13 protein-coding genes, 8 tRNA genes, 3 rRNA genes and 2 pseudogenes are annotated in these 18147 nt (G+C 61.9%); 7 read left to right on the top strand and 19 right to left on the bottom strand.

Translation table 11 applies throughout. The features are described from left to right. Nucleotides 1-65 precede the first annotated feature (65 nt). From K2M58_RS00955 to K2M58_RS00945, 3 genes are read left to right on the top strand one after another with little or no spacing between them, the layout of a single operon-like run. Nucleotides 66-1370 (top strand): hypothetical protein, encoded by a 1305-nt coding sequence (locus K2M58_RS00955; protein WP_220677912.1) that lies wholly within the window; start codon nt 66-68, stop codon nt 1368-1370. A 24-nt stretch (nt 1371-1394) separates the two neighbouring features. Continuing rightward, entirely contained in the window at nt 1395-2021 is a 627-nt protein-coding gene (locus tag K2M58_RS00950) for a DUF2249 domain-containing protein (protein WP_252393495.1), read from the top strand. Nucleotides 2022-2049: 28 nt separating this feature from the next. After that, nucleotides 2050-3264, top strand: a complete 1215-nt coding sequence (locus K2M58_RS00945) for a cbb3-type cytochrome c oxidase subunit I (protein WP_220677911.1) — start codon at nt 2050-2052, stop codon at nt 3262-3264. A gap of 77 nt (nt 3265-3341) precedes the next feature. Here K2M58_RS00945 and K2M58_RS00940 read toward each other — a convergent pair whose 3' ends face one another. Both K2M58_RS00940 and K2M58_RS00935 read right to left on the bottom strand, forming a co-directional pair. Beyond that, nucleotides 3342-4532 carry an RNA-guided endonuclease InsQ/TnpB family protein gene (locus K2M58_RS00940; protein WP_220677910.1) on the bottom strand — a complete coding sequence of 397 codons (1191 nt, stop codon included), beginning with the start codon at nt 4530-4532 and terminating at the stop codon, nt 3342-3344. Then, nucleotides 4519-4644 (bottom strand): annotated as a pseudogene (locus K2M58_RS00935) (IS607 family transposase); the annotation flags it as partial. The gene K2M58_RS00940 and the pseudogene K2M58_RS00935, both read right to left, overlap by 14 nt. Before the next feature lie 329 nt (nt 4645-4973). Between K2M58_RS00935 and K2M58_RS00930 the strand changes: the two are divergent. Beyond that, complete coding sequence (locus tag K2M58_RS00930) at nt 4974-5321, top strand: metal-sulfur cluster assembly factor (RefSeq protein ID WP_220677909.1); 348 nt, start codon at nt 4974-4976, stop codon at nt 5319-5321. Between the two features lie 20 nt (nt 5322-5341). Here the strand turns inward: K2M58_RS00930 and K2M58_RS00925 are convergent, their stop codons facing one another. Beyond that, nucleotides 5342-6037, bottom strand: a complete 696-nt coding sequence (locus K2M58_RS00925) for a Crp/Fnr family transcriptional regulator (RefSeq protein WP_220677908.1) — start codon at nt 6035-6037, stop codon at nt 5342-5344. Nucleotides 6038-6115: 78 nt separating this feature from the next. On the opposite strand from K2M58_RS00925, the gene K2M58_RS00920 reads away from it, so the two are divergent. Further along, the gene (locus K2M58_RS00920) at nt 6116-7396 is read left to right on the top strand and encodes a hypothetical protein (RefSeq protein ID WP_220677907.1); all 1281 of its coding nucleotides are present in this window, start codon (nt 6116-6118) and stop codon (nt 7394-7396) included. Between the two features lie 49 nt (nt 7397-7445). On the opposite strand, the gene K2M58_RS00915 is transcribed toward K2M58_RS00920, so the two are convergent. The 3 genes and pseudogenes from K2M58_RS00915 to K2M58_RS00905 form a co-directional block, all read right to left on the bottom strand. Continuing rightward, nucleotides 7446-8309 (bottom strand): S1 family peptidase, encoded by an 864-nt coding sequence (locus K2M58_RS00915; RefSeq protein ID WP_252393494.1) that lies wholly within the window; start codon nt 8307-8309, stop codon nt 7446-7448. Nucleotides 8310-8430: 121 nt separating this feature from the next. Continuing rightward, a pseudogene (locus K2M58_RS12915) lies at nt 8431-8928 on the bottom strand (substrate-binding domain-containing protein); the annotation flags it as partial. 130 nt (nt 8929-9058) lie between these two features. Then, nucleotides 9059-9544, bottom strand: a complete 486-nt coding sequence (locus tag K2M58_RS00905) for a hypothetical protein (protein ID WP_066201967.1) — start codon at nt 9542-9544, stop codon at nt 9059-9061. A gap of 419 nt (nt 9545-9963) precedes the next feature. Between K2M58_RS00905 and K2M58_RS00900 the strand changes: the two genes are divergently transcribed. Together K2M58_RS00900 and K2M58_RS00895 are read left to right on the top strand one after the other, a co-directional pair. Continuing rightward, nucleotides 9964-10284: a cupin domain-containing protein gene (locus tag K2M58_RS00900; RefSeq protein ID WP_220677904.1), complete on the top strand. Its 321-nt coding sequence runs from the start codon at nt 9964-9966 to the stop codon at nt 10282-10284. 237 nt (nt 10285-10521) lie between these two features. Further along, entirely contained in the window at nt 10522-10656 is a 135-nt protein-coding gene (locus K2M58_RS00895) for a tyrosine-type recombinase/integrase (RefSeq protein ID WP_082718168.1), read from the top strand. Nucleotides 10657-10860: 204 nt separating this feature from the next. Here the strand turns inward: K2M58_RS00895 and K2M58_RS00890 are convergent. The 13 genes from K2M58_RS00890 to K2M58_RS00830 all read right to left on the bottom strand — a co-directional run bounded on the left by K2M58_RS00890 (nt 10861) and on the right by K2M58_RS00830 (nt 18006). Then, a tRNA-Lys gene (locus K2M58_RS00890) sits at nt 10861-10935 on the bottom strand. A 6-nt stretch (nt 10936-10941) separates the two neighbouring features. Continuing rightward, nucleotides 10942-11015, bottom strand: a tRNA-Gln gene (locus K2M58_RS00885). 49 nt (nt 11016-11064) lie between these two features. Continuing rightward, nucleotides 11065-11150 (bottom strand) — tRNA-Tyr (locus K2M58_RS00880). A gap of 6 nt (nt 11151-11156) precedes the next feature. Continuing rightward, nucleotides 11157-11232 (bottom strand) — tRNA-Val (locus tag K2M58_RS00875). Nucleotides 11233-11239: 7 nt separating this feature from the next. After that, nucleotides 11240-11316: transfer RNA gene (locus tag K2M58_RS00870), tRNA-Glu, on the bottom strand. 3 nt (nt 11317-11319) lie between these two features. Further along, nucleotides 11320-11394, bottom strand: a tRNA-Asn gene (locus K2M58_RS00865). Nucleotides 11395-11517: 123 nt separating this feature from the next. Then, a complete protein-coding gene (locus K2M58_RS00860; RefSeq protein ID WP_220677903.1) occupies nt 11518-12291 on the bottom strand; it encodes a TrmH family RNA methyltransferase in 774 nt (257 codons plus the stop codon). 168 nt (nt 12292-12459) lie between these two features. After that, nucleotides 12460-15375: ribosomal RNA gene (locus tag K2M58_RS00855) — 23S ribosomal RNA — on the bottom strand. A gap of 51 nt (nt 15376-15426) precedes the next feature. Further along, a tRNA-Ala gene (locus tag K2M58_RS00850) sits at nt 15427-15502 on the bottom strand. Nucleotides 15503-15506: 4 nt separating this feature from the next. Beyond that, a tRNA-Ile gene (locus K2M58_RS00845) sits at nt 15507-15582 on the bottom strand. 8 nt (nt 15583-15590) lie between these two features. Further along, nucleotides 15591-15707, bottom strand: a 5S ribosomal RNA gene (rrf, locus tag K2M58_RS00840). A 59-nt stretch (nt 15708-15766) separates the two neighbouring features. After that, nucleotides 15767-17296: ribosomal RNA gene (locus tag K2M58_RS00835) — 16S ribosomal RNA — on the bottom strand. Together the 16S, 23S and 5S rRNA genes with 2 tRNA genes alongside form the textbook arrangement of a ribosomal RNA operon. A 263-nt stretch (nt 17297-17559) precedes the next feature. Next, nucleotides 17560-18006: an OsmC family protein gene (locus K2M58_RS00830; protein ID WP_066200635.1), complete on the bottom strand. Its 447-nt coding sequence runs from the start codon at nt 18004-18006 to the stop codon at nt 17560-17562. Nucleotides 18007-18147 lie beyond the last annotated feature (141 nt).

The raw sequence follows: 18147 nt of genomic DNA, 5'->3' as shown, positions 1-18147 counted from the left end.
ACCCGGTCAAAAGCCGGCCTTCCGGGCCGGCAAAAACCCCACCACTGGAAGGGAGGGCATCGCAGATGGTGCGACGGTTGATGATTCAGGCGCTTTTTTTCTATCTCGTTCTCAGCACACTGGGGACGATCCTCCGCCTCAAACTCATTTTCCCGCTGTTCCCTGATCTTCCATACATCCACTTGCTTCATGCACACTCTCACATCGCCTTTTTAGGTTGGGCCAATGTTGCCTTGATGGCCCTGATCATCTTTTTTTCCTTTCCTGAGCAAGGTGAACGCCTCTATGCATTCAAGCCCTTTTTCTGGTCGCTGTGGTTCATCAATTCCGGTCTTGTCCTGGCCTTCCTGGCACAGGCCTATGGCCCGATTTCGATCGCCTTTTCGACCTTATCCGTTGTTTTGTCCGTATGGTTTGCGATCCTCTACTTCCGCCATCACACGGTTTCAAAAACGAGTCGTATGGCGGTACGGTTCGTATCAACAGGCGTCATTCTCTATGTCAGTTCAGCCGTCGGTCTCGTCATGGTTGCCCTATCGATGGCGGCAAAGATCGGCGGGGAAGGATTATTTCACGCGGGCGTTTACTTTTACCTGCACAGTCAATACAATGGCTGGATGATCTTTTCCCTGCTCGGGACGCTCCTGTTATTCCTGCATGAACAGGGGATTGCGCCGGATGAACGGCGTCTCAGACTGTCCTGGCTGCTTCTTATGTCAGGATTTTTACCTTCCTACCTGCCGCAGATTCACTTTTTGAACCTGCCCGGATGGCTCATCGCCCTTGGCGTCTTGGGAACGTTCGGTTCTTGGTTAGGCGTGTTTTTGTTTTGGCGTGAAACGTTTTCGCATATGTTACGGTCGCTCCACGTCCCCTGGCTACGCATGTTGTTTCTGTATTTTGTTGCAGCCATCATGATGAAGTATGGGCTGGAAGGGATCGGTTCGTTCCCTATCGTGGCGGCCATGATTGAGACGAACCGTCCCATCATCATCGGTTACCTGCATTTAACTTTACTGGGCGTCGTCTCATCCTACATTTTTTTGTCCCTCTTTGGGTTCGGGCTGGTGGCCGACCGTCTCGGATCGTCCCCCTCCGCCCGATCGACCTCCGGCTTATCGACGCCGCCCGCCCCATCGGCGCGCGGTTTCGTTTACGCCTACATGTTCCTGTCTTTCGCCATGGTGTTCCTGCTCTTTCTGTGGGGGCTCGCCATCTGGTCGGGTTTCCCGGTCGACGGGGGGCGGCTCAACGGGATGCTTGCCGTCATCAGCGGCCTTCTGGCCGTCATCGGCCTCATTCCCTTGCGCACGCTTCTTACGCTCAAGAATGTGCGCCATGTCACAGAGCTCCGGAAGCGTTCCGGGTAAACTTAAAGAGAACGATAATCGTTCATGGAAAAGGTGGGCGCGATGGCCAATACGATCGAGCTCGACGTCCGACCCTACCTCCGCAAAAAGCTGGAACCGTTTCAACTCATCATGGAGCACGTCGCCAGGCTCGAACCTGACGATGTCCTCCTATTGCATACGACGTTCAAGCCGACGCCGCTCCTCGGCCTCATGCGGGCAAAAGGATATCACTACTCGGTCCAGAAAAAAGCGCGCGATCACTGGCTGATCGCGTTCAGTCGAAACAAGGCGCGCGTCAAGTCGGGGACGGATGGCGAAACAACGCTCGCGGAAGCCGGCGAGAAAGCGCCGATCGGGGGCGCGGAGACGGCTTCCGAAGCGGAAACCGTCAAGCATCCGAAAGGCGGGCTGCCGACTTCGGGGACGGCCGGAGCGCCTTCGGTCATCCGCCTCGACAACCGGGGCCTTGAGCCGCCCCTTCCGATGATGCGCACACTGGCCGCCCTCGAGCGGGCCGACCCCGGAGATCAGATCGTCATTCATAACGACCGCGTCCCCGTTTTTCTCCTCGAAGAACTCGATCAGCTGGGTTATCCCTATCGAATCGAGGAGCAGCCGGACGGCAGTGCCGTCGTGATCATCACCAAACGACCCCCCGTCCACCCGTGAAACAAGGAGACGCAAGGAGACGGACGCCATGTACACCCTGCCGTTCTTGTTTCTCGTAAGCGGTCTTTTGAGTGCGGCGATCTATGCCGTTTCGACGTGGACGCCCCTCATGGCCTTGGTCTTCAGGGACCTTCAGTCGCCCGGCGCCCTTTATTTCGTGCATCTTTTCATGCTCGGCGGGGCGCTGATGATCGCCTTCGGAGCCACCTACCAGTTGCTGTCGGTCGTGCTCGGCCGGGAAATATGGAGCCGGAAGCTTGGATTTGTCCACTATGCCTTCTTTGCCCTGGGCACGATCCTGCTCCTCGTCGCCTTTTTGAACTTCCGGCCGCCTGATATCGCTTTAGCTGCGACACTCGTTTGGATCAGCGTCCTCCTGTTTGCGGTCAATGTGGGCATGACCATGGGGCTGGCAAAGAAGTGGGACGCCGTCATTTTTTCCGTAGCGGGGGCAACGTTTTTTCTCGTCATGGCGGCGACCTTAGGCTGGCTGATGGGCCTTTCGCTCGCCGGATGGATCAAGCTGCCCCATCTCACCCCTATTTTGCTCGCCCATATGTGGTTTGCCGGCGTCGGCTGGTTCGGGCTTTTGATCTCGGGGTTTAGTTACAAGCTGCTCAGCATGTTTTTTCTGGCCCATGGGGTGCCTTTGGGGATCAGGCGGTGGACGAGCGCGCTCTGGTTTTTGAGCGGCTTTTTCGGCGGGTTCTCCTTTTTCATCGCCGGGCCGGGCCGCATCTGGCTTGTCGGCCCGCTCCTTTTGGGGCTTGCGAGCCTGGGGTACGCCCTCCATGTCCGCCAGATCCAAAGCGCCCGCAATAAGAACAATCCCGGTCCCGGAATTCAACTGGCCGTACGCCTCAACGTTCTCTTGCCGGCGCTGAGCTTGTTGATCCTTGTGCTTTCCGGATGGCTCCTCCGGGAAAAGCCGGGACACGAGACCGCCGTCCGGTGGGTCGCGCTTATGATCGGCGCGTATCTGCTCGGTTGGGTTGGCCTGACGATCCTCGCTTATCTTTCCAAAATCTTTCCCTTTTTGTGGTGGACCGCCCGCTATGGTCAGCGGGTGGGGCAAGGCCGGGTGCCGACGGTGAACCAGCTTTTAAACGAGACCTGGACCAGGCGTCTCCTTCGACTCGTCTTCGCCCTTACCTTCAGCACCGTTCCGCAACTCATGGACAAATATTCCATCGAAGGAATACCGCCCCGGTTGCTTCCTGCTTCTTCGGCGGGGTGCTCGTAGACCGCGGCCAGCCGCGTTCCGCCGCAGAGCCCGTCTCCACAGGCTTGACTTCCCGTGGAACTCACGGTAGGACCGTCTTACGCCACGGTCAGGGCAAACCTGAGCAGATTCTTGGCCGCATTCACGTCCCGATCGTGATGCGTGCCGCACGCCGGACACGTCCACGCCCGGACGGAAAGCGGGAGTTCTGACAGAACGTGGCCGCAGGCGTGGCACGTCTTCGACGTCGGCTCAAAGCGCCCTGCCTTCACGATCCGCACGCCTCGAAGTTTGGCTTTCGCTTCGAGGAGCGCCCGGAAGGTGCCCCAGCCGACGTCGGCGATGGGCCGCGCCAGGTGGTCGTTCTTCAGCATGCCGGCAACGTTCAAATCCTCGATCGCGATCACCGGATGCGTCCGGACGAGTTCGGTCGTGCGCTTGTGGAGGAAGTCCAGACGAATGTTCCGGATCTTCCGGTGCAGCCGGGCCAGGCGAAGGGCCGATTTTTGTCGGTTCTTTGAACCTTTTTCCTTCCGGCTGTGGGCACGCTGGCGTCTTTGGAGGAGGCGGAGCCTTTTGGCGAGGGGCTTGGGCGCTTCGATTCGAGTGACGCCGCCGGCTTCTTCCGCCTTCGTCGCGAAGGAATTGAGCCCGAGGTCAATCCCGGCGGCCGGACCCTTAGGAGGGGTGGGATCCGGAATTTCTTCCTCCACCGTTACGCTCACAAACCAGCGGTCAGCCTCCCGGCTGACGGTGGCGTGGAGGATGCGCCCCTGCGGGAAGCGGGGCTTTACGCCGCCTTTCTTCCGGCGGACGGGCTTCTCTTTCAGGCGCACGGCGCCGATGCGAGGGAGCACGATGTGGCGCGCCTTTCCGGGATAACGCCTGTCACTCCCGTCCAGAAGCAGGCGAATCGTGCCGGAACTGTTGTCCAGCCGGAAACTGTCCCGCCGGTCGTGTCTGCGGCGGAACTTCGGATAGCCGATCTTCCGGCCGGTCTTCCGCCCGCGGAAGAAGTTTTGGAACGCCTTTTCCAGGTCCCGAAGCGCCTCCTGCGGTGCCCATTTGGACACTTCGTACATCCACGGGAAGTCCGTCTTCTTCAGGCGGTTCAGTTCCCGGTGGAGCTCCATCGCATTTGTCGTGCGGCCTTCTTTTTCGTAGATCTCGATCCATCGCGCGAGGCCCCAGTTGTAGGCGAAGCGGGCGGCCCCGGCGTGCTTGGCGAGGAGGATGCGTTGTTCCTTGTTAGGATCGAGCTCGTACCGGTAGGCTCTATGGATCTTCACGCTGAAGCGCCTCCAGCGCCTTTTTTGCCCGACGTCTCGGGGAACGCTTGCCATACAATCGTGCGGCAAGGGAAGTGAGGACCTCGGTCATGTCGCGCACCAGGTCATCGTCAACCTCTCTTTCTTCTTGCCCTCTTTGACCCAGCGCCACGCCGTCTTGTAGGTGATGCCGCGATTTTTGGCCCATTAGCTGAGTTTCATGGGTATATTTTATCCGAGAAAGTGATGAAGATCAATCGTATTTTCAGCTGCTGGCAGCCCTCTTTCTGTATGCGCTCCACACCGGACTGGCCCATCGGTCGGCCGGGATGAGCGCGTTTTTATCAGCGTCGGTTGCCGTCTCCCAGGGGCTTTTGTCGGCCGCCCTTTTGGCGTACGTGTTCCTGCTCGGCCGGGTGCTTCGGCGGTAAAAGTCTTCCAGCTGGAGGAGGGATCCGGACCATGTCCGACGTGAGCCACCGTCCATCCCCTCGCCCGCTCCAAACCCCAACCGTTACGCCGGACGAGATCCGCGAGCTGCTCAAAAACGTCTACGATCCGGAACTGGGCGTGAATATTGTCGACCTCGGTCTCGTCTATGAGATTCGCATCGATGACGGTCGGGCGAGAATTCGGATGACGCTGACCACTCCGGGATGTCCGCTGCACAATTCGATCGCCGGCGGAGTAGAGCGCCTGCTCAAGCTTCAGCCCGGCATCCGGGAAGTCACGGTGGAGCTGGTCTGGAACCCGCCGTGGTCGCCGGAGATGATGTCCCGGGAAGCCCGGCGCAAACTCGGTTTGTCATAACCGGACGGCGCCACTGGTCTTTACACCTCCTGCCCCATTTTTTGTTTCAGCGCCGCTACATTGAGCAGCCGGATTTCGCCGCGCCGGTAGTCGATCAGTTGCTCTTTTTTCAGGTCGTTCAGGACGCGATTGACCGTTTCCCGGGTCGTCCCGATCATGGAGGCAAGGTCCTGATGGGTCAAGGGCAGGCGTATCGCGGCCCCCGTTTTTTGGTTGTCGGTCAGAGAAAGGTGGACCAGAACGGTCATGAGCCTTTGCCGCACTTCCCCGGATAAGGCGGCGGAAAGCTGAGCCTGCAGGTCGCTGATCTTTTTCTCCAGCATGTCCCAAAGCGCAAGCTGGATCTCCTGATGGGTCGTGATCAACGTCCGCAACGCCTCCCGGGTCATCCACAGGACGAGCGTCTCCTCCAGGGCTTCCGCCGTCCCGGGATAGCGCCTTTGCTGGAGCAGCCCGATATGGGGAAACATGTCTCCCTTCTGCAAAATGGAAATGATTCGTTCATTGCCCTGGCCGCCCATCTTGTAGACCTTCACCCAGCCGTCGACGATGAAGTAAACGTCCTTCTGCTCCTCCCCTTCCGTAAAGATGATCGAGCGCTTTGCAAACGTCCGTTCGCGCATGCGCTCGCCGATTTCCGCCAACCGTTCCTCCGGCACATCCTTGAAGAGGAAGAATTGCTTGAGCGCCGTATGGCGATGCCGGCCGCTTTCCAATCGAAGTCACTCCCGACGAAACCGGCGTAAGAGCCCGTGCTTTTCCCGGGTCTTTTCGCGACGAGGGAAGGGATCGCGATGCAGAACTTAGATTCCTTGGGGGCTGCCCGAAGATCCGGCCGCGCGCTTCTTTTCCGCTTCCGCCTCACGCGCCGCTTTATGCTGACCGGATGGGGGTTTTTTGGCGCCGCCTGGATCTTGCTCGGCATGTCTTCCGAGGCCCTTGCCGCCGGCAACCGCTTTTCTCCGCTTATGCTCGCCGCCGTCCATCTTCTGACCGTCGGCTTTGCCCTTCACGTCATCCAGGGGGCCATTCTCTTGATGACGCCCATTCTTTTTCAGGGAGCCCTGTTCCACGTCGGACTGGCCCGCCTGGAGCTCGGCTTTTCGCTCTTCGGGGCCGCCGGACTCGTTTTTCAATTTGCCCACGCCGGCGGTCGTTCGGTCGCCTGCTTCGGCGCGCTCCTCGCCCTGGCCTACGCGATTTTGCTTCTCAACCTCGTCCGGAGCATCAGGACCGCCCGACGAAAACGGGACGCCCTGTACACGCTCTGGCCCGTCCTCTGGCTCGGCGTGACCTTAATCGACGGCCTGCGCCTTGCGTGGGGGATCGTTCCGAACGAAAAAGCCCTTTTCGCGCACCACCTCACCGCCGGGCTTCTGGGAACGATGACGGCTTTGATCGGCCTTCTTTCGCCCCGGTTGCTTTCCGTCTTCGTTTCGTCCCGGAGCTCTCCCTTCGCCCGAAAGCCGCGGCCGGAGCCGTGGCTGTTCGCAGGCGTTTTGGCGCTGGTCATCGGCGGAGATCGGCCGGCCCCGTTTGTCGTCGGCAGCGTGCTGTTCCTCACCGCCTACGGCCTTATCGCCTTCAGAGCCTTGCAGGCGCTCCGGAACCGAAGGCGCCGGGAACTCGACTGGCCGATCCCTTGGATCGTCGCCGGCTTTCTGCTCGGCCTCCCGGCGACCGCCGGCTGGCTGGCGGCCGATTGGGCGGTCCGGTCCGGAACGAAGGAAGCGCCTCTTTTTCTCGCCGCCGTCTTATTTCACCTGATGGCTTTCGTCGCCACGACGATCGCCGCGTATCTGGCTCGGATTCTCCCGTTTCTGCGCTGGTCGGTCCGCTATGACCCGGCCGTCCGGCCGGAAATCTGGAAAACCCCGGATCAGGTGCCGAAGCCCCGGCAGATGATGCCGGCACGGCCGGCGATGTTCGGGATGGCCGCCTTCCCGGCGGCCGCGGGCCTGTTCGCCCTGTCCGTTCTCACCGGGCAGGCTTTTTGGGCCGAAATGGGGGCGGGGATCGGCGTCCTCGGATGGAGCGCCTATACCGCCGCGCTGGCGCTCATGGAGCGGCGTTAGGCACATCCGGGCCGCATGCGGGGCGACGCCAATCCTCGGGGCGCGTCCCCTAAGGGCGACCGCCGGGGAGCGAGAGGCCCGCGACCGGCACGGCCAGGCCGATCGCCCGGCGCGCCTTTTCTCCTTCCAGCGTCGCCGTCCCGAAGACGACGGCGAGAACCGTCCCGTCGGCGGCAAGAACCGGCGAACCGCTGTTTCCGGGGAAGATCGGCGCGTCGAGGGCGATCGCCTCCCGCCCGTCCTTCAGGCGGACGGGGCCGAGCACGGTCCCCCGGACGGCGACGTCCGTCTCAAACAGCGGATGGCCGACGACGACGATCGCCTCGCCGGGGCGCGGCATGCGGTCGGCGAGCGGAAGGACCGGATAGCTCCGCTCCGCCACGCCCATCCGTTCCGTTTCGTCTTGCGCGCCGCTCCTCGACGGCCGAAGGAGGGCCAGGTCCTTGGACGGATCCGACCAGACGAGGGCGACAAAAAGCCGCCGGCCGTCGGGAAACACGGCCCAGGCTCGGCCGGCGTCGCCGACGACGTGCCGGTTCGTGACGATCGCCCCTTCCGGGGCGATGTTGAAGCCCGTCCCGTGGCCGTCCGGCGTAACGACCGCGACGATCGCCGGCCGGATCGCCGCGACCGCCTCATCCCCGACGAGGCGCTCTTCGGCCTTCCGTTCGGCGGTCCGTCCGAAGAGGAGGGGAAAAAGCCCCAGTCCGTTGGCAAGAAGCCCGACGATCACCAGCCCCACGACGAGTCGCCTTGCGCCGCGACGCGGGGGCGGAAGATCGTCCCCTTCTTCCGGCCGTTCGGCGCGACCGTCCTCCGAAGCGCCTTCGTCCTCCGAAATACGGGCCGCCTCCGTTCGGCCGTTGTTGCGGGAAGCGCCGCCCGCCTGTTCGACGTCGTCGTTTTCTTTCATGGCCGCCTCCCTTCGTTCGCGGTCGCCGCCCTTCGTTCGCGATCGCCTCCCCTCGCCTGTGGCCGCCTCCCGCCCCTGACGTTCTTCTCAGGGAGCCGCGGGTGCGGGCGCTGGAGGCCCGCACGACGAGCTCCGGCGGAAACCGCCACTCCTCACCGAACTGAAGCGTCGGCCCCCCTTGTCCGCTCCCGGAAACCTGTCCGCTCCCAAAAAGGAGGACGGACACGGCGAGGCGCCCCATGTCCCGAAGCGACTGGGCGACGCTCGAAAACGGCGGGGCGGCCAGGGCGGCGAGCGGTGTATCGTCGAAGCCGACGATGCCGACCGCCTCCGAGACGGAAAGCCCGGGCGTCCGCACGGACCGAAGGACGTCGAGGTCCAGCCGGTCGTTGCAGGCAAATACCGCCGTGGGCGCCACTTCCGCGGTTTGGTGGACGACCGTCGTCCAGGCTTTCGGAACCGGCGCCGGAAGCGCCACGACGGACGCGGCATCGATTCCTCGCGAAAGGAGCCGCTCGGCAAACGCCGTAAGACGCTCGCGGCAGCTTTCGACCGCCCCCGATTCGGGGACGAGGACGACGCCGGTCGCCCGGGCGACGCCGGAGATCGTCGGAGGCATCGTGATCCCCATGGGAGTTGTTTTGGCCTCATTATATCGAAAAAATCGCCCGACATCCCCAGCATCGGGCGATTCTCGACAGAGGGCGGTTGGATGATCACGTCCGACCCGCACTCAATCGCCGTACGCCTCATCCGCCGAACATCAGGCGAAGCCCAAGCCAGCTGACGATCAGTCCCAGAAGAAGGTTGAGTCGCCCCACCCAGCGCCCCAACGCCCGGTAAGAGCCCCGAGTCACCGTCCCTCCCCTGGCCCGCAACCGGGCCATCGCCACATCGTGCAGTACCGTCAACAAGAGAATCCCCAGCACCCCAAGCAGTTTCCAGCCGAGAGTTCGTCCTAAAGGCGTCCGGTAAAACCCCAGATCAAAAAGCGTCTTCCATGGGACGTTAAGAAAATAAAGGTTTCCCACACCCGTCGCCACCAACAGGGCCAGAGCCCCCAACATCCAGGGACGCGATTGCATCCCCACTTCATGGTAGAGCTGGGCTCGTTTTGCCGTATCCCCCTGCCGATACACCACGGGTGTCAGGATCAGCATCAGCGTCAGCATCTCTCCGATCCAGAACATGGCTGCCACCAAATGGAGGTAAAGCATGAGGAACTTTACCGTCATGGATGCTTCACCACGCTTCGATCCTTTCTCCGGTCCTCCGTCCCGAACGGGCGGCAATCGCGATGAAATCGCTTGTCTCCAACGTCTCCTTGTCCCCGTTGTTCCTTTGTCCCGGTGTGGATCGAGTCTATCACAATTCCGGCAGGTGATCCGTGAAAGATATCACAATGTTGGGTGACAGTCGCTCGGGCGGACGGCTCCTCACGATCGAATCGGACCGCGGAATCGGGGAAAAGATCACGATAACGCAACGCCCGCTCTTTCGGCCCGGCATTCCGGCTTTTCCGATCCGGCGTGTGACGAATCTCTCGGCAAAATCGCACACGATGCGGTACGGTCGGTGTGTCCCCGGATCAGGCGGTGCGAAAATCCTTCAAAAGTAAGCCGGTAAAACCTTTAGGATGAGAAGGAGGAGCGCAATGCCGCAAAAAATGTTGCTGTCCGAGGCATTTTCGATCCCTGCCGATCGACCGTTCCGCCGGATCTGGCGCCGGGATGACCCGAGAACCGACGTCCTCATCGGCCTCAAACCGGCCCAGCGCATACCGGAGCACTCCCATCCCGGATCCGAGGTAACGCTTCTCATGCTGCAGGGTAAATTGCAGGTGACCCTATCCGGGGAAATAATCGAACTTTCGGTGGGGGAGCTGTTACGTGCTTCCGGCGACGATCAACTGGCTTTGGACAATGTTGGCGAAATCGATGCCTATGTCCTTGTCATCCTTCAAGAGCATCATTAGCCTCCGCCAAAATCATCATTGACCTCGTTCTTACCGATTGCGTTTCCGGCGGATCAGGAAGCTCTCCTCCCCCGCCTCGGCCGGATGTGAAACCAGAAAGCGACGAAGCGCTACGAAATGCACAGTCAGAATTTCTCACCCTGTCGGTCATAATTCCCGTCGAGAAGCAGGGGACTAAACCGGGAAACCGCTTTGCTACGTCCTCCTCGACGCCATTACGCTGGAGGCGCTCCGGCCATGAGACGGAACGTGTATCGCGATTTTAAGGCCGGCATCCGGAGGGCCGGCGTGCCGGAGATTCGCTTTCACGACCTCCGGCACACGCACGCGACGTATCTCCTGTCGAAGAGGTGGCACCCGAAGGTCGTTTAGGGACGGCCGGGACACGCGAGCATCCAGATCGCGCTCGACACGCACTCGCACGGCTCCCAAGCCTGCAGGACAGTCTGGCAGATGCAACGTTAAACACTCGTCTCTATGACGTCAAAATAGCGGCAGAAAGGCCGGTAAAACGGCCGGTAAAAAAAAGACCTCCGGAGAGTAATCCCCGGAGGCCCTGATCTTCGCAGTATGGACTGGTGAGCCATGCAGGATTCGAACCTGCGACACCCTGATTAAAAGTCAGGTGCTCTACCTCTGAGCTAATGGCTCACCGGCTGGCTGGGGTGGCTGGATTCGAACCAACGATCGCGGATCCAAAGTCCGCTGCCTTACCGCTTGGCTACACCCCAACGTGCATTCGTCGCGATGTGAGAACGCCGTTCGGCGAACCAAGATCGCTGGTGGAGGGGGACGGATTCGAACCGCCGAACCCATGAGGGAGCAGATTTACAGTCTGCCGCGTTTGACCGCTTCGCTACCCCTCCACGGCATGGTGGACGATGACGGGATCGAACCGCCGACCTCCTGCTTGTAAGGCAGGCGCTCTCCCAGCTGAGCTAATCGTCCGCCGCGATGGTGACCCGTAGGGGATTCGAACCCCTGAATGCCGCCTTGAAAGGGCGGTGTGTTCGTCCACTTCACCAACGGGCCGGATGGCTCCGCAGGCAGGATTCGAACCTGCAACCCTCCGGTTAACAGCCGGATGCTCTACCGTTGAGCTACTGCGGAACGGGAACGCGCTAATCGGATCGCCGAAACCATTGGGGTTCCTCAGCCGCGACATAAAATAGTATATCGCAAAGCGATGTTCCCATCAACGGAAAAAAATACATGTTCCTCTTCCCGGAAACGTCATCCGGCCTTCCCGCCGTCGCCGCCCGCCTCGGCGCTTTCCTTTTCGAGCGCCGCCAGCCGTCGCGTCCGGTCGTTCGCCTGCCGAAGCCAGCGGCCGAGCAGGGCGCGCCGCTCGTCACGGCCGAGAAAATATCGCTCTCCGACGAGCGCACGCGCTTTTTGCGTCGCCGTGTAAAGCGTGATGGCGGCCGCGACGGAGACGTTCAGGCTCTCGACAAACCCGACCATCGGGACGATGAACCGGACGTCGGCGAGCGCCCGGGCGGCCTCCGAAAGCCCGTCCTTTTCGTTGCCGAAGACGAACGCCGTCGGCCGGGCAAAATCGAGCGCCTCGAGGGGAACCGCCGTCGGATCGAGGGCGCTTGCGGCGATCACATACCCCGCGGCTCGAAGGGCCGAAAACGCCGCTTCCGGCGAAGGATGCCGGTGGATCGTCAGCCAGCGCTCCGATCCGCGGGCGACGCCCTCGGAGGGGCGAAAGGGCGCTTTGCCGACGAGGATATGAACGTCCTGTACGCCGAACGCATCGGCCGAGCGGAGGACCGCCGCCTGATTGTGTCCGTCGTCGACCGCTTCGAGGACGACGGTCACATGCCGGGTCCGCCGCGCGGCCACCGTGTAAAGACGACGGAAGCGCTCCGGCGTCATTTCCGCGACGTATCGAAGCTCGTCCGGTTCCAGAAGGCCCTTTTGTAGAGCCTCCCGAACGAGCGGATCGTCCGGCATCGGACCGCGGGCGTCGGACCGCTCCGGGATCGAGGGCGTCGACACCGAATCCCCCCACGCGCTTTATCTTGCACCACGGCGTTCGATCACAAAACTTCGGAAACAAAACAAAGGCGGTTTCCCGCCTTCGCTTGATCTTGACCTCTTGTTCGCCATGCACGCCCGTCGAAGCCGACGGTCGGCATCGGCCGATTCCCTCAAAACCGGATCGTGGGGGGCAAAGCCTCGACCGATTCGGATCCGTCAGCTTCACGCGTTACCGCGCTTCCACCTCGGACCGATCGACCTCGTCGTCTACGAGGGGTCTTACCCGGTCAAGCCGGTGGGAAATCTCATCTTGGGGTGGGCTTCGCGCTTAGATGCTTTCAGCGCTTATCCCGTCCGCACTTGGCTACCCAGCGGTGCGCCTGGCGGCACAACTGGTACACCAGCGGTGCGTCCGTCCCGGTCCTCTCGTACTAGGGACGACTCCCCTCAAATTTCCTCCGCCCGCGACAGATAGGGACCGAACTGTCTCACGACGTTCTGAACCCAGCTCACGTACCGCTTTAATGGGCGAACAGCCCAACCCTTGGGACCGGCTCCAGCCCCAGGATGCGATGAGCCGACATCGAGGTGCCAAACCTCCCCGTCGATGTGGACTCTTGGGGGAGATCAGCCTGTTATCCCCGGGGTAGCTTTTATCCGTTGAGCGATGGCCCTTCCACTCGGCACCACCGGATCACTAAGCCCGACTTTCGTCCCTGCTCGACCCGTCGGTCTCGCAGTCAAGCCCCCTTCTCGCCTTTGCACGCTCCGCGCGATTTCCATCCGCGCTGAGGGGACCTTTGGGCGCCTCCGTTACCCTTTAGGAGGCGACCGCCCCAGTCAAACTGCCCACCTGACACGGTCCCCCGACCGGCTCACGGCCGCGGGTGAGTCGTCCGCCGCCTCCAGGGTGGTATCCCACCGCCGCCTCCACGCCCCCTGACGAGGGCGCTTCCCAGGCTCCCACCTATCCTGTACAGAAGGCGGCAAACAACAATATCAGGCTGCAGTAAAGCTCCACGGGGTCTTACCGTCTAGTCGCGGGTACCCTGCATCTTCACAGGGACTACGATTTCACCGAGCCTCCTGCCGAGACAGCGCCCAGGTCGTTACGCCTTTCGTGCGGGTCGGAACTTACCCGACAAGGAATTTCGCTACCTTAGGACCGTTATAGTTACGGCCGCCGTTTACTGGGGCTTCGGTTCAGAGCTTCGCCTAACGGCTCACCCTTCCCCTTAACCTTCCAGCACCGGGCAGGCGTCAGCCCCTATACGTCGCCTTACGGCTTCGCAGAGACCTGTGTTTTTGCTAAACAGTCGCCTGGGCCACTTCTCTGCGGCCTGCCCTCAGGACAGGCGCCCCTTCTCCCGAAGTTACGGGGCCATTTTGCCGAGTTCCTTAGCAGGAGTTCGCTCGCGCGCCTGAGGATCCTCTCCTCGCCCACCTGTGTCGGTTTCCGGTACGGGCACTCCCAGGCCTCGCTAGAGGCTTTTCTCGGCAGTGCGATCCGGAAGGCCTTCGGTACTCGTCTTCCCTCCCCGTCACGGCTCAGGCTTAAGGCGCGCGGATTTGCCTGCACGCCACCCTCGCCGCTTGGACGCGCTCCTCCATCCAGCGCGCGCCTTCGGACCCCCTGCGTCCCCCCGTCGCTCAATCGGCCGGGAGCGGTACGGGATTCTCCACCCGTTTCCCATCAGCTACGCCTCGCGGCCTCGCCTTAGGTCCCGACTTACCCTGAGCGGACGAGCCTTCCTCAGGAACCCTTGGGCTTTCGGCGGGTCGGATTCTCACCGACCTTCTCGCTACTCACGCCGGCATTCTCGCTTCCCTGCGCTCCACGCGCCCTCCCGGTCGCGCTTCTACGCCCAGGGAACGCTCCCCTACCGCACTCCTCGTGCCCGGCGCTTCGGTGTCGCGCTTAGCCCCGTTACATTTTCCGCGCAGCGCCACTCGACCAGTGAGCTATTACGCACTCTTTGAATGATGGCTGCTTCTAAGCCAACATCCTGGTTGTCTTCGCAGCGCCACATCGTTTCCCACTAAGCGCAAACTCCGGGACCTTAGCGGCCGGTCTGGGCTCTTTCCCTCTCGACGACGAAGCTTATCCCCCGCCGTCTGACTCCCAAGGACCACGCCCGGGCATTCGCAGTTTGACAGGGCTTGGTAGCCCTCGCGGGCCCCGCACCCAATCAGTGCTCTACCTCCCAGGCGCTCCCCTTGAGGCTCGCCCTCAAGCGATTTCGGGGAGAACCAGCTATCTCCGGGTTCGGTTGGCTTTTCACCCCTACCCACACCTCATCCCCTGGTTTTGCAACACCAGTGGGTTCGGGCCTCCAGTCGGATTTCGCCGACCTTCACCCTGGACATGGGTAGATCACCCGGTTTCGGGTCGACGCCTGCATACTCCCGCCCTCTTCAGACTCGCTTTCGCTCCGGCTCCAGCCCTGAAGGCCTTAACCTCGCATGCAAGCGTCACTCGCCGGCTCATTCTGCAAAAGGCACGCCGTCACCCTTCGACGGGCTCCGACTGCTTGTAGGCACACGGTTTCAGGTCCTCTTTCACTCCCCTCCCGGGGTGCTTTTCACCGTTCCCTCACGGTACTCCTCCACTATCGGTCGCCAGGGAGTATTTAGCCTTGGGAGGTGGTCCTCCCCGCTTCCCGCGGAATTCCTCGTGCCCCGCGGTACTCAGGAGCCGGGCCAGGAGGAAAGAGCGTTTCGGCTACAGGGCTCTCACCTTCTCCGGCCGACCGTTCCAGGTCCGTTCGCCTACGCCCTCTCTTTGTCACTCCCATGCGGCCCGGTCCTACAACCCCGGACTTCCGTCCGGTTTGGGCTCCTCCCCGTTCGCTCGCCGCTACTTGGGGAATCGCGGTTGCTTTCTTCTCCTCGGGGTACTGAGATGTTTCAGTTCCCCCGGTTGCCCTCCCGCGCCTATGCATTCAGCGCAGGATGCCAGGGCTCCACCCTGGCGGGTTCCCCCATTCGGGCACCCCCGGATCTACGCCCGCTTGCGGCTCCCCGGGGCATTTCGCCGCTTGCCGCGCCCTTCGTCGGCTCCTGGCGCCGAGGCATCCACCGTGCGCCCTTCCACCTTTGCCTCGCCCACGATCCAGTTTTCAAGGAACCTGGCCTTCCGGCCCTCGTCTTCCCTGGTGGAGCTAAGCGGGATCGAACCGCTGACCTCCTGCGTGCAAAGCAGGCGCTCTCCCAGCTGAGCTATAGCCCCACAGTGGTGGGCCTAAATGGATTTGAACCATTGACCTCACGCTTATCAGGCGTGCGCTCTAACCCCTGAGCTATAGGCCCACACCGGTGCCCGGCAGCGTCCTATTCTCCCAAGGGGTCGCCCCCTCAGTACCTTCGGCGCTGGAGTGCTTAACTTCCGAGTTCGGAATGGGATCGGGTGTGGCCACTCCGCCATCGCCACCGGACACCCGGGAATGCTCCCGCATTCCCTCAAAACTAAACAGCACCCAGCCCCAGCTCCTAGAAAGGAGGTGATCCATCCGCACCTTCCGGTACGGATACCTTGTTACGACTTCACCCCAGTCGCCAGGTTCGCCTTCAGCGCTGCCCGCGCCTTCGGGCGCCCCCGACTCCCATGGTGTGACGGGCGGTGTGTACAAGGCCCGGGAACGGATTCACCGCGGCATGCTGATCCGCGATTACTAGCGATTCCGCCTTCATGCAGGCGAGTTGCAGCCTGCAATCCGAACTGAGACCGGCTTTCAGGGATCCGCTCCGCCTCGCGGCTTCGCTTCCCGCTGTACCGGCCATTGTAGCACGTGTGTAGCCCAGGGCATAAGGGGCATGATGATTTGACGTCATCCCCACCTTCCTCCGCCTCGTCGGCGGCAGTCCCCTTAGAGTGCCCGGCTCCACCCGCTGGCAACTAAGGGCAGGGGTTGCGCTCGTTGCGGGACTTAACCCAACATCTCACGACACGAGCTGACGACAACCATGCACCACCTGTCTCCGCCGTCCCTCGCGGGAAAGGCCCATCTCTGAACCCGTCAGCGGGATGTCAAGCCCTGGTAAGGTTCTTCGCGTTGCTTCGAATTAAACCACATGCTCCACCGCTTGTGCGGGCCCCCGTCAATTCCTTTGAGTTTCAGCCTTGCGGCCGTACTCCCCAGGCGGGGTGCTTAATGTGTGAACTCCGGCACGGATGGGTCGCCCCACCCACACCTAGCACCCATCGTTTACAGCGTGGACTACCAGGGTATCTAATCCTGTTCGCTCCCCACGCTTTCGCGCCTCAGCGTCAGTTACAGGCCAGTGCGCTGCCTTCGCCATCGGTGTTCCTCCCGATCTCTACGCATTTCACCGCTACACCGGGAATTCCGCGCACCTCTCCTGCACTCAAGCCCGCCAGTTTCCGCTGCACCCCCACGGTTGAGCCGTGGCCTTTCACAGCAGACTTAACAGGCCGCCTACGCGCCCTTTACGCCCAGTCATTCCGGACAACGCTCGCCCCCTACGTATTACCGCGGCTGCTGGCACGTAGTTAGCCGGGGCTTCCTCGTCGGGTACCGTCAATGCCGCTCACGCAGCCCTTCTTCCCCGACAACAGGGGTTTACAACCCGAAGGCCTTCCTCCCCCACGCGGCGTCGCTCCGTCAGGCTTCCGCCCATTGCGGAAGATTCCCTACTGCTGCCTCCCGTAGGAGTCTGGGCCGTGTCTCAGTCCCAGTGTGGCCGGTCACCCTCTCAGGCCGGCTACGCATCATCGCCTTGGTAGGCCGTTACCCCACCAACCAGCTAATGCGCCGCAGGCCCCTCCTAAAGCGGGTCGCCCCTTTCCTTGCCCCAGCATGCGCCAGGACAATCTATCCGGTATTAGCACCGGTTTCCCGGTGTTATCCCGGTCTTTAGGACAGGTTGCCTACGTGTTCCTCACCCGTCCGCCGCTAAGAGACAGGCTTCCACCCAAAGGCTTCCGCCCGCCTCCCCGCTCGACTTGCATGTATTAGGCGCGCCGCCAGCGTTCGTCCTGAGCCAGGATCAAACTCTCCGTAACACCCCCGGCCCAAAGGCCAGGACCTTCCAATCCCCCCCGGTCCCAACAGACGCCCAAGGCCGCCGGCTCCATCCCGGCCCCCCTCGGCCGCCCGCCGGTCCCGGAAAGGCCTTCCTCACAGGGCGGGTGCTGTTTAGTTTTCAAGGAACGCGGGGCTTTCGTGACGACAATGGCTATAGTATCACCTTTCTCATCGCGCGTCAACCCCCTTTTTCGTGAACGGGATATGATATTTTTGCACTATCCGATGGAGCAGGCCGACTTCAGGCCTCGACGGACGGCGCGTCGGCAGAAAACCGCTCGCCGTTGATTTCGAACGTCGCCGTGAGCGCGGCGTTGAGCGAGGCGGCGGCGGAGCAGTACTTGTCCATCGAGAGGCGGATCGCCCGGCGGACTTTTTCCGGCGGAAGGTCGGTCCCCTGAAGCCGGTAATGGAGGTGGATGCGGGTAAACCGTCTCGGATGCTCGGCCGCCCGTTCCGCCTCGATGTCGAGGGAAAAAGCGTCAAACGAAAGACGCATTTTCTTCAGGATCGACACGATGTCGATGGCGGTGCATCCGCCGAGGCCGTGAAGCAAAAGCTCCATCGGCCGGGCGCCGCGGTTTTCCCCGCCGACCTCCGGCGCGGCGTCGATCGAAACGGCATGACCGCTCGTCTCCCCGCGGCCGACGAAATGCATCTTCCCTTCCCACGCCAGCTGAACGCGCATCGGTCCCCTTCCTTTCTCTTCGTTATTTTCGCCTGACGGATCCTCAAGCGCGCCGGGAATTCAATCCATGGCGCGGATGCTCGGGCCGGCTTGACGGACCGGCCGAGCGCCCTCCCGCTTCGGCGAGCTTTTCCCGGTCGG

The sequence above is a fragment of the Hydrogenibacillus sp. N12 genome (genome assembly GCF_019645935.1).
Classification (GTDB): Bacteria; Bacillota; Bacilli; order Thermicanales; family DSM-22653; genus Hydrogenibacillus; species Hydrogenibacillus schlegelii.
This window is presented reverse-complemented; position numbering and strand designations above follow the sequence as displayed.

Bases quoted from the DNA above. Each gene is read 5' to 3' on its own strand.
- K2M58_RS00955 (WP_220677912.1), top strand. From the start codon at position 66: ATGGTGCGACGGTTGATGATTCAGGCGCTTTTTTTCTATCTCGTTCTC.
- K2M58_RS00950 (WP_252393495.1), top strand. From the start codon at position 1,395: ATGGAAAAGGTGGGCGCGATGGCCAATACGATCGAGCTCGACGTCCGA.
- K2M58_RS00945 (WP_220677911.1), top strand. From the start codon at position 2,050: ATGTACACCCTGCCGTTCTTGTTTCTCGTAAGCGGTCTTTTGAGTGCG.
- K2M58_RS00930 (WP_220677909.1), top strand. From the start codon at position 4,974: ATGTCCGACGTGAGCCACCGTCCATCCCCTCGCCCGCTCCAAACCCCA.
- K2M58_RS00920 (WP_220677907.1), top strand. From the start codon at position 6,116: ATGCAGAACTTAGATTCCTTGGGGGCTGCCCGAAGATCCGGCCGCGCG.
- K2M58_RS00915 (WP_252393494.1), bottom strand. From the start codon at position 8,309: ATGAAAGAAAACGACGACGTCGAACAGGCGGGCGGCGCTTCCCGCAAC.
- K2M58_RS00905 (WP_066201967.1), bottom strand. From the start codon at position 9,544: ATGACGGTAAAGTTCCTCATGCTTTACCTCCATTTGGTGGCAGCCATG.
- K2M58_RS00900 (WP_220677904.1), top strand. From the start codon at position 9,964: ATGCCGCAAAAAATGTTGCTGTCCGAGGCATTTTCGATCCCTGCCGAT.
- K2M58_RS00895 (WP_082718168.1), top strand. From the start codon at position 10,522: ATGAGACGGAACGTGTATCGCGATTTTAAGGCCGGCATCCGGAGGGCC.
- K2M58_RS00830 (WP_066200635.1), bottom strand. From the start codon at position 18,006: ATGCGCGTTCAGCTGGCGTGGGAAGGGAAGATGCATTTCGTCGGCCGC.